10 protein-coding genes are annotated in these 9,713 nt (G+C 72.0%); 5 read left to right on the forward strand and 5 right to left on the reverse strand.

Features of this window, described 5'->3' with window-relative positions; all coding sequences use genetic code 11:
• Window positions 1–88: 88 nt before the first annotated feature.
• The 4 genes from C2L59_RS21590 to ccrA form a co-directional block, all read right to left on the reverse strand.
• Window positions 89–1,213 (reverse strand): adenylate/guanylate cyclase domain-containing protein, encoded by a 1,125-nt coding sequence (locus C2L59_RS21590; RefSeq protein WP_103351319.1) that lies wholly within the window; start codon window positions 1,211–1,213, stop codon window positions 89–91.
• 3 nt (window positions 1,214–1,216) lie between these two features.
• A complete protein-coding gene (locus C2L59_RS21595) occupies window positions 1,217–1,669 on the reverse strand; it encodes a universal stress protein (protein ID WP_103351320.1) in 453 nt (150 codons plus the stop codon).
• Between the two features lie 93 nt (window positions 1,670–1,762).
• The gene (locus C2L59_RS21600; RefSeq protein WP_103351321.1) at window positions 1,763–2,959 is read right to left on the reverse strand and encodes a chromosome segregation protein; all 1,197 of its coding nucleotides are present in this window, start codon (window positions 2,957–2,959) and stop codon (window positions 1,763–1,765) included.
• A gap of 182 nt (window positions 2,960–3,141) precedes the next feature.
• Window positions 3,142–4,482 carry a crotonyl-CoA carboxylase/reductase gene (gene ccrA, locus C2L59_RS21605; RefSeq protein ID WP_103351322.1) on the reverse strand — a complete coding sequence of 447 codons (1,341 nt, stop codon included), beginning with the start codon at window positions 4,480–4,482 and terminating at the stop codon, window positions 3,142–3,144.
• Window positions 4,483–4,673: 191 nt separating this feature from the next.
• On the opposite strand from ccrA, the gene C2L59_RS21610 reads away from it, so the two are divergent.
• Both C2L59_RS21610 and C2L59_RS21615 read left to right on the forward strand, forming a co-directional pair.
• A complete protein-coding gene (locus tag C2L59_RS21610) occupies window positions 4,674–5,042 on the forward strand; it encodes an SPW repeat protein (RefSeq protein ID WP_146060418.1) in 369 nt (122 codons plus the stop codon).
• A 19-nt stretch (window positions 5,043–5,061) separates the two neighbouring features.
• Entirely contained in the window at window positions 5,062–5,634 is a 573-nt protein-coding gene (locus tag C2L59_RS21615) for a TetR/AcrR family transcriptional regulator (RefSeq protein WP_103351323.1), read from the forward strand.
• Window positions 5,635–5,831: 197 nt separating this feature from the next.
• Here the strand turns inward: C2L59_RS21615 and mce are convergent, their stop codons facing one another.
• Window positions 5,832–6,287 carry a methylmalonyl-CoA epimerase gene (gene mce, locus C2L59_RS21620; RefSeq protein ID WP_103351324.1) on the reverse strand — a complete coding sequence of 152 codons (456 nt, stop codon included), beginning with the start codon at window positions 6,285–6,287 and terminating at the stop codon, window positions 5,832–5,834.
• Between the two features lie 137 nt (window positions 6,288–6,424).
• Here mce and C2L59_RS21625 point away from each other — a divergent pair, with 137 nt between their 5' ends.
• The 3 genes from C2L59_RS21625 (at window position 6,425) to C2L59_RS21635 (ending at window position 9,575) form a co-directional block, all read left to right on the forward strand.
• Window positions 6,425–7,612, forward strand: a complete 1,188-nt coding sequence (locus tag C2L59_RS21625; RefSeq protein ID WP_103351331.1) for an acetyl-CoA C-acetyltransferase — start codon at window positions 6,425–6,427, stop codon at window positions 7,610–7,612.
• Window positions 7,613–8,578: a methylmalonyl Co-A mutase-associated GTPase MeaB gene (gene meaB, locus C2L59_RS21630; protein ID WP_103351325.1), complete on the forward strand. Its 966-nt coding sequence runs from the start codon at window positions 7,613–7,615 to the stop codon at window positions 8,576–8,578. It begins immediately after the preceding gene.
• A gap of 271 nt (window positions 8,579–8,849) precedes the next feature.
• Window positions 8,850–9,575 carry a peptidylprolyl isomerase gene (locus tag C2L59_RS21635; protein ID WP_103351332.1) on the forward strand — a complete coding sequence of 242 codons (726 nt, stop codon included), beginning with the start codon at window positions 8,850–8,852 and terminating at the stop codon, window positions 9,573–9,575.
• Window positions 9,576–9,713: the final 138 nt, after the last annotated feature.

Here is a 9,713-nt window from a genome sequence, read left to right on the forward strand (position 1 = left end):
GGAGGAGTCTACTCACGAGCGGACGGCGGCCGGCCGTACTGAGAAGGCATTCCGGCGGCAGCACCCGTCAGCGCGTGCCGGGGGCGCGTCAGAGCAGGCGTCCCCGACGGCGGCGGCGTGGGCGCGGGGCGGCCTCGTCGCTCTCGGTCGTTTCCGCCGGCGCGGCGGTGACCGGGTCCGTGAGCCCCAGCATCTCCGCCGCCAGCTGTTGCGAGCTCGCGAACATCCCCGTCGGCGCCTCCTGGGCGCGGCGCAGGGCCGCCGGGCGGAGGCGGTTGTAGCCGCGGACGGTCACCGGCCGGCGGACGCGCAGCTCGTACGCCTCCTCCTCCGCCAGTTCCGCCGCCAGCTCGCGGTCGACCAGGATCGTGCCCGGGCGGGCCACCGAGGTCAGGCGGGCCGCCAGGTTGACCACCGAGCCGTACACGTCGCCGAACCGGGACAGGATGCGGCCCGAGGCCATGCCCGCGCGGACCGCCGGCAGGCTCTCGTCCGCCGACGTGCGTTCCGTCAGCGTCAGGGCGATCTCCGCCGCGTCGACCGGGGAGTCCGCCACGAACAGGACCTCGTCGCCGATCATCTTCACCACGCGGCCGTGGTGCTCGGCGATCACTTCCGTGGCCAGTGTCTCGAAACTGTCGAGCACGCGGCTCAGCTCGTCTTCGCCGATCTGGCGCGTCAGGCGCGTGTAGCCGACCATGTCGACGAACCCGACCACCTCCGTGCGGGCCTCGACGTTGTCGCCCGCCGCCGCGAAGGCGCGGCCCGCGTACGCCGCCAGGTGCCGGCGCCAGACGAAGTTCTGCACCCGCTCGAGATCGGGCAGCAGCCGGTCGACCAGGCGCGTCACCTGGCGTTCACTGCGGCCCAGTTCCGGCTGCTCGCGGATCAGTTCCCACAACATGTCGACCTGCCACTCGGCCAGCCGCGACAGGTGCTGGCCGAGGGCGCGCGTCACCGACACCTCGATGCTCGGGTCGATCAGCCCGGACTGGACCAGCTGGTCGGCGGTCCGCATGGCCTCGACGTCAGCGTCGGTGAAGACCACCTCGTCGTCGCGCACGGTGGCGAACCCCAGTGCGCGCCAGAGCCGGCGTGACCGCTCGTCGGGCACGCCGGCCTTCTCCGCCACCTCGAGCCGGGTGTACTTCCGCCGGCCGCCGAGCAGGACGCGTTCGAGCCGCTGCTGAAGCTCCTCGCTCGAATCGGTCACGGCTCAGGTCGTGTGGACGATCAGCACGTCCACGCCGGACTTGCGGGCCACCTCGGACGGCACCGAGCCGAGGATCCGGCCGGCGATCGTGTTCAAGCCGCGGTTGCCGACCACGAGCAGGTCGGCCTCGCGCTCCTTGACGACCTTGCGCAGCGAGTCGACCGGGTCGCCCTTCACCGCGACCGTGTCGATCTTCTCGGCGCCCGCGCGTGCCGCCCGGTCCCGGGCCGACTGCAGGGTGTCCTCGGCCGGCGCCGAGCCCACGACCTGGTACGCCTCCTCGCCGAGGGCGTCCTGCGCCTTGTCCACGTCGGACTGGCTCGCCGGGTAGAACGCACACGCGATGACGAGCGTGGCGCCCGCGTCGCCGGCCACCGCCGCCGCGCGGTCCACCGCCGCGAACGAGGACTCCGAGCCGTCCGTGCCCACCACCACGGTCCGATATGCCGCACCCATGCGCAAAACCTCCAGGTGATCCCGCGTGAGCAGGGACGACAGCCCGGTCGGTACCGACCGCGCAGGCTCGTCCGCGCCCTGTCGGGTGGAAGGTTACTCGCCAGTCGCTTTCTGCGCTCCGCTCGGCCGGGCCGCCGGCTTGGGGGCGGGCTTCGGCGCGGGTTTGGCCGCGGGTTTGGCGCCGGGCTTCGGCTTCGGGACGTCGCTGGCGCGGATCCGGATCGTCTCCTCGACGTCGGGCACCCGGACGGTCTGCTCGGTCTCGTCCACGGCACCGGCGCCCTGGTCGGGGCCCAGGTCGGCCTTGACGTCCGCGGGCACCTTGACCTCGTCGCCGAGGACGGTGTGCGCTTCGGCCAGCACCGCCCGCGCCGCGCGGACCTGCTCGGCCAGCCCGCCGCGCACCTTGCGCAGCGCGTCGACCCGCTCGTTCGCCTGCGCGATCCGCCGGTTCGATTCCTCGGTGGCGGTCGTCACACGACGGCGCGCCTCGTCGGCGGCCTCGGCGAGCCGGGCGTTGGCCTCGGTGATCGAGTCCTGCCGGCGCTTGTTCGCCTCCGCGACCGACTCCCGCTGACGGCGGTCCATGTCGGCCTTCGCGGCCTTCTCCTCTTCGAGGATCTTCGCGCGGATGTCGGCGGCGTCCTGCGTGGCTTCCTGGACGCGTCGCGCGGCTTCGGCCTTGCTCGCCGCCTCCTGCTCGGCCAGCACCCGCATCGCCTCGGTCCGGCGCGAGGCCATCGCGATCTCGAAGTCCTCTTCGACCTTCGTGCGGCGGTCCTGCGACTCGGTGTCGAGCCGCTTGCGCTCGGCCTCGGCCTTGTCGGTGATCTCCTTGGCCTGCGCGCGGGCGTCCTCGAGGACCTTGCGGTGCTCGGCTTCCATCTCCTTGCGCCGCAGGTCGAGCTCGGTGAGCAGCTGCTCGTAGCGGGCGCGCATGGCGCTCGCGTCCGTCTCCGCCTTGGCCCGGATGTGCCCGGCCTCGGCTTCGGCCCGGGCCCGCGTGTCGGCGGACTCGTCCTGCGCCAGGCGCAGCATCCGCTGGAGGCGCTCGGAGAGGCCTTCGACGCTCGTCGGCGGCTGGGCCAGCCGGTCGACCTGCCCGCGCAGGTCCGCGATCTCGCCGCGCGCGATCTCCAGCTGGCGGGCCAGGTCACCCGCCTGCGCGATGGCGGCGTCCCGATCCGCGGTGAGCATCTTGAGGTCGGCGTCCAGCCGTTCGAGGTGCTCGTCGACCTGTGCTCGGCTGTACCCGCGCTTCGCCACGTCGAAGCCGGCTCCCAGCGGCACAAGCTCCCGTTCATCGCCAAGGCTCATGCGCCTACCGTAGTCGCAGTCCGGTCACGGAAGGGTGAGCACCCGTACCGTGCGCCGAACGCACGGCCTGCCGCGGCGAAGGGAACTGGCCGGATCCAGCGGATCTTCGGCGATTTCCGGCGCCGGGAGCGAGCCGCCCCCGGCGCCGCCGCGGCTCACGCGCCGCGGAACGCGTTGATCCCCTCGATGTGCTTCGCGCGCTTCTCCTCGTCCCGGACGCCGAGGCCCTCCTGAGGCGCGAGAGCGAGCACGCCGACCTTGCCCTGGTGCGCGTTGCGGTGCACGTCCAGCGCGGCCTGGCCGGTCTCTTCGAGCGAGTAGGTCTTCGACAGCGTCGGGTGGATCAGACCCTTCGCGATCAGGCGGTTCGCCTCCCACGACTCGCGGTAGTTCGCGAAGTGGGAGCCGATGATCCGCTTCAGGTTCATCCACAGGTAGCGGTTGTCGTACTGGTGCACGTACCCGGACGTCGACGCGCACGTGACGATCGTGCCGCCCTTGCGCGCGGCGTAGACCGACGCGCCGAAGGTCTCCCGGCCGGGGTGCTCGAACACGATGTCCGGGTCTTCGCCGCCGGTCAGCTCGCGGATCTTCGCGCCGAAGCGCTGCCATTCCTTCGGGTCCTGCTCGTGCTCGTCCTTCCAGAACCGGTAGCCCTCGGCGTTGCGGTCGATGATCAGCTCGGCGCCGAGCTTCCGGCAGATCGCGGCCTTCTCGGGGCTGGACACGACGCACACCGGGATGGCGCCGCCGTTGAGCGCGTACTGCGTCGCGTAGGAGCCGAGGCCGCCCGAGGCGCCCCAGATCAGGACGACGTCGCCCTGCTTCATGTCCGCGCCGTTGCGCGAGACGAGCTGGCGGTAGGCGGTCGAGTTGACCAGCCCGGGGGAGGCGGCCTCTTCCCAGGTCAGGTGGTCCGGCTTCGGCATCAGCTGGTTGGCCTTGACCAGGGCGATCTCGGCGAGGCCGCCGAAGTTGGTCTCGAAGCCCCAGATCCGCTGCTCGGTGTCGAGCATCGTGTCGTTGTGCCCGTCGGGGCTCTCGAGCTCGACGCTCAGGCAGTGCGCGACGACCTCGTCGCCGGGCTTCCAGTTGTGCACGCCGACGCCGGTGCGCAGCACGACGCCGGACAGGTCGGAGCCGACGACGTGGTACGGCAGGTCGTGCCGCTTGGCCAGCGGCGAGAGCTTGCCGTACTTCTTCAGGAACTTGAACGTCGAAACCGGCTCGAAGATCGACGTCCAGACGGTGTTGTAGTTGATGGCGCTGGCCATCACCGCGACCAGCGCCTCGCCCGGGCCGAGCTCGGGAACGGGCACGTCGTCGACGTGGAGCGACTTGCGCGGGTCCTTGTCGCGGCTTTCGAGGCCCTCGAACATGTCGGCCTCGTCGGCGTGCACGGTCACCCCGCGGTAGCTCTCGGGCACGGGCAACGATCCGACCGCGGCGGTGTCGCCGGTCAGGATGGCCTGCTGGATCTCGCCGAGCTGCGTCATCGGTTCCTCCGCGGAGATGGGGGGTCAACGGCGTTGGCGGCAGAAATTACTCGTCGGTAACACGCGCCCACAACTGTACGAGACGGACAGCACGATTACACGCCGAACTGTAACCGACCCATCTTGACCGGCCGGCCAGTCAAGCGGATCATCGAAAAGCCAGCAACCGACCCCACGGAGGTGAGCACGAAATGAGTGAAGTCTCTACGCGCGCGTGGTCCCGGCCCCACGACTGGGCCGAGGTCGTGATCGGGGTGGTCGCCGCTCTTTCACCCCTTTGGCTGAGCACGGACACGACCGCGATGTGGACGATGGTCGTCCTGGGCGCACTGATCGCGCTCGACGGCCTGGTCTCGCTGGCGATGCCGGGCATGGTCTACGGCGAAGGCGTCCAGATCGCGCTCGGCGTGCTGCTGTTCATCGCGCCGTGGGTGATGGGGTACACCGAGTTCAACGGTGCTTCCTGGACGTCCTGGATCGCCGGGGTCCTGACGGTCATCGCGGGCGCGGCGGCGATGCCGGTCGCGAGCGCCGCGCACCGCACGGCCGGGCAGCACTGACGACGCAGGAGGCACGGGAATGACCGAGGATTCGGCGAAGGAGCGCATCCTCTGCGCCGCCGAGGCGCTCTTCGCCGAGTCCGGCTTCGACGCCACCCCGACCTCCCGCATAGCGGAGCGGGCCGGGGTGCCGAAGGGGCTGGTGCACTACTACTTCCGCCACAAGTCGGACCTGCTCACGGCGCTGGTCGAGCGGCTCCCGGACGAGCGCATCGAGCCGGCGGTGGTGGTGGTCCCGGGCGACCTGGCGGGCAGCCTGCGGCGCCTGGTCCGCGAGCTGGACCACCGGTTCAGCCGCTCGTTGGGGCTGTCGCACCTGCTGTGGCGCGAGGCCGACACGCACCACGTGGTCCGCGACGCCCTCCACGAGCGCTTCCAGGTCCTGGTCCGCCAGGTTCGCGCGGTGATCGTGGCGGCAACGGCCGGCGGCCTGCCGCAGGCGGACGTGGACCGGGCATCGGGCCTGCTGGCCCGAGCGGTCAGCCACCGCCACGCAACGGCCCGCCATTCGGAGGACGACCTCCCGGCGGAGTTCGACGGCGAGCTGACGTTCATCGCCGACGCCCTGGCGTCGAAGGCCGCACCGGCGTAGCTCGGCTGGGCGCCACGGGGTCGGCCCGGCTCCCTGGGTCGCCTGGCACCGATGTGCTGCTTCCGGCCGGTGGTGTTGTTGCCGCTCGGCCGGCTGGCCGCTTGGCCGGTGCCGAGGTGGTGGCCGCGCGCCCGTTTTTGTCACGGGCGTGCGGCCGCGCGCCGGGAAACCCTGCGCCGGAACGAGTCCCGGACCCGTCAGTGCGCTGTGGTGTCCTTGGCCGGCTCGACCAGCTCCACCAAGACCCCGCCCATGTCCTTCGGGTGGACGAAGTTCACCCTGCTGTTCGATGTGCCCCTCTTCGCCTCCTCGTACAGCACGCGCACGCCCTTGGCGTGCAAGGCCGCCGCCGCGGCGTCCACATCGGACACGCGGTACGCCAGCTGTTGCAGGCCCGGGCCGCTCTTGCTCAGGAACTTGCCGATCGGTGAGTCGTCGCGGATCGGGGCCAGGAGCTGGATCTGCGTCTCCGTGGCCGCCGCTCCGGGGGCGCGAAGCATCGCCTCGCGTACCCCCTGCTCTTCGCTCACCTCCTCGTGCGTGAGCTCCAGGCCGAAGTGCTCGCGGTGGAACTCGATGGCCGCGTCCAGGTCCGGGACCGCGATGCCGATGTGGTCGATGGCCGTCACGAACGGCCGGAGGGCGTCATTCATGGAGGCAGGATAGGGGGCCCGCGCGCCGCGGTGAGGCGGAATCGTCGCGTGCCCCGCCTCACACTGGCTCCATCAAGAAGCCCTGCTCCCGGGTATGGTCGGGAAAACTGCCCATGCGCCGATGCTTGGAGGACGCCGTGTCCGGTTCCGTGATCCTGGGTGCCGCCCGTACGCCGATCGGGCGCCTGCTGGGCTCCCTCAAGGACTTCACGGGAGCTCAGCTGGGCGGGGTCGCGATCAAGGCGGCCCTCGAACGCGCCGGGGTCTCCCCGGACGCCGTGCAGTACACGATCATGGGTCAGGTGCTGACCGCCGGCGCCGGCCAGATCCCGGCCCGCCAGGCCGCGGTCGCCGCGGGCATCCCGATGAGCGTGCCCGCGCTGACCATCAACAAGGTCTGCCTCTCCGGCCTCGACGCCATCGCGCTCGCCGACCAGCTCATCCGCGCCGGCGAGTTCGACCTCGTCGTCGCCGGCGGCCAGGAGTCGATGACCCAGGCGCCGCACCTGCTGCCCAAGTCCCGCTCGGGCTTCAAGTACGGCGACACCACCCTCGTCGACCACATGGCCTACGACGGGCTCTTCTGCGCCTTCGACCAGGTCGCCATGGGCTCCTCGACGGAGAAGTACAACTCCCGCTACGGCGTCACCCGCGAGCAGCAGGACGCCTTCTCCGCCCGCTCCCACCAGCGCGCCGCCGAGGCGATCGAGAACGGCTACTTCGCCGACGAGATCGCGCCGGTCGCCATCCCGCAGCGCAAGGGCGACCCGGTGGTCTTCGACACCGACGAGGGTGTCCGCGCCGACACGACCGCCGAAGGCCTCGCCAAGCTGCGCCCGGCCTTCGCCTCCGACGGCACTATCACCGCGGGCTCGGCCTCGCAGATCTCCGACGGCGCCGCCGCTGTCATCGTGGCCAGCAGGGCCAAGGCCGAGGAGCTCGGCATCACGCCGCTCGCCGAGATCGGCGCGCACGGTGTCGTCGCCGGGCCCGACGCGAGCCTGCACGAGCAGCCGTCGAACGCCATCCTGGCCGCGCTGGCGAAGGCGAACCTGACCGCCGACGCGCTCGACCTCGTCGAGATCAACGAGGCGTTCGCCGCCGTCGGGCTCGTCTCGACCGACAAGCTCGGCCTCGACCCCGAGAAGGTCAACGTCAACGGCGGCGCCATCGCCCTCGGCCACCCGATCGGCGCGTCCGGGGCCCGGCTCGCCGTGCACCTGATCCACGAGCTGCGCCGCCGCGGCGGCGGGCTCGGCGCCGCTGCCCTGTGCGGTGGCGGGGGCCAGGGCGACGCCCTGCTGCTGCGGGTGCCGTCCGCGTAAGTGACCGGACCACTCGACCTCGACGACCTCGTCGGCCGCGCGCGGGACGGGCAACCCCGTGCCGTCGCGCGGCTGCTGTCGCTCGTCGAGGACGCCCACCCCCGCGTCGCCGAAATCGCGCGGGCGCTGACCCCGCACACCGGGCGGGCCCGGGTCGTCGGGCTCACCGGACCGCCCGGAGTCGGCAAGTCGACATCGACCTCGGCGCTGCTCACGGCGTTGCGCGCGGAGGGCAAGCGGGTCGGGGTGCTGGCCATCGACCCGTCTTCGCCGTTTTCCGGCGGGGCGCTGCTCGGCGACCGGATCCGGATGACCGAGCACGCCACCGACCCGGGCGTGTTCATCCGCTCGATGGCCACGCGCGGCCACCTCGGCGGGCTTTCGTGGGCGACCCCGCAGGCCGTGCGGGTGCTCGACGCCGCCGGCTTCGACGTCGTGCTCATCGAGACCGTCGGGGTCGGTCAGTCCGAAGTGGACGTCGTGAAGCTGGCCGACACCACGGTAGTCCTGCTCGCCCCCGGGATGGGCGACGGCATCCAGGCCGCGAAGGCCGGCGTGCTGGAGATCGCCGACGTCTTCGTCGTGAACAAGGCGGACCGCGACGGCGCCGACGCCACGGTGCACGACCTCAAGCAGATGATCTCCCTGGCCCGCCGGGAAATCCGGGGGCCGAGCTGGCGGCAGCCGATCGTGCGGACCGTCGCGGCGAAGGGCGAAGGTGTCGACGAAGTCGTGCAGGCCCTCGCCGCGCACCACGACTGGCTCGTCGAGCACGACGAGCTGGCCCGGCGCCGGGTGGCCCGGGCGCGCGACGAGGTCGAGGCCATCGCGCTCCGGCGGCTGCGGGCCGAGCTGGTGGACCTGCGCGGCGGGGGACGGCTCGCCGGGGTCGCCGAGCGGGTCGTGGCGCGGGAACTCGATCCGTTCGCCGCCGCCGACGAGCTCGTCGCGGACCTGCGGGGTTAGCGCGGCCCGGACCGCCGACGCGAGCCGGGTGCGCAGAAACCTCGCCACCGCAACGGTTCTTCGCCGGATTCCCATGTGTCCTCCCCTCGTGGGCGGCGGGTTTGCCGCGTGCTGACCATGGTGCGCCGGGGGTCCGACAATTTCCGGGGTGCGGGCGCCGAGGTTCACCCGACCGGCTGACGAGGGCGACTTTCGCCGGTTCTGGCTGCCGGTGCCGGGCCCTAGACTGCGGGGCGCTCCGGAACCGGGCGATCACTGGGAGGGCGTGCAGATGAAGAAGACACTCGTCACCGCGCTGGCGGCAGGCGCGTTGTTCGTGGCCGGGAACGGCGTCGCCGCGGCGGCCGACGCCCCGCCGCCGAAGACGACCCACGGACCGTGTCAGTACACCGAGACCCCGGACGAACCGCCCGCGCGGCCGGTGCCGCTGCCGCCCGATCCCCGGCACACGCCAAGCCACGGCAAGGTCGACGTCGCGATCCCGACCAGCCAGGGCGCGCTGCCGCTGCGGCTCGACCGCGCGAAGGCGCCGTGCACCGTGCAGAGCTTCCTGCACCTGGCGCGGCACCGGTTCTACGACCGCACGGTGTGTCACCGGCTCACGGCCTACCCGACGCTGAAGGTGCTGCAGTGCGGCGACCCGACCGCGACCGGCGAGGGCGGGCCGGGGTACAGGTACAAGGACGAACTGCCGGTCGACCTGCCGCCGGCGCCGACCGACCCGACCGGCGCCCGCCGCGTCTACGCGCGTGGCCTGCTCGCGATGGCGAACGCGGGGCCGGACACGAACGGCTCGCAGTTCTTCGTCGTGTACGGCGATTCGGCGCTGCGGCCGAACTACACGGTGTTCGGCACGGTCGGTCCGGAGGGGTTGAAGACCCTGGACAAGGTGGCGGCCGGCGGGATCCAGCCGACCGCCGACGACCCGGCGCCGGTCGACGGGACGCCCGTGCTGCGGACGGAACTGCTCCGCGTCCGGCCGGACTGCTGGTTCTGACGGTGACCGCGGGCCGCTCCGGTGGGGTGGCCCGCGGGCATCACTCGTGACTGAGGGGGCAACACGCGTGATTGAGGGGGCAACACGCGTGATTGGGAGGTCGACTCGCGTGCCTGGAGGGTCGGTTCGTGTGGTTGG

This window comes from Amycolatopsis sp. CA-128772 (genome assembly GCF_002904295.1).
GTDB lineage: Bacteria > Actinomycetota > Actinomycetes > Mycobacteriales > Pseudonocardiaceae > Amycolatopsis.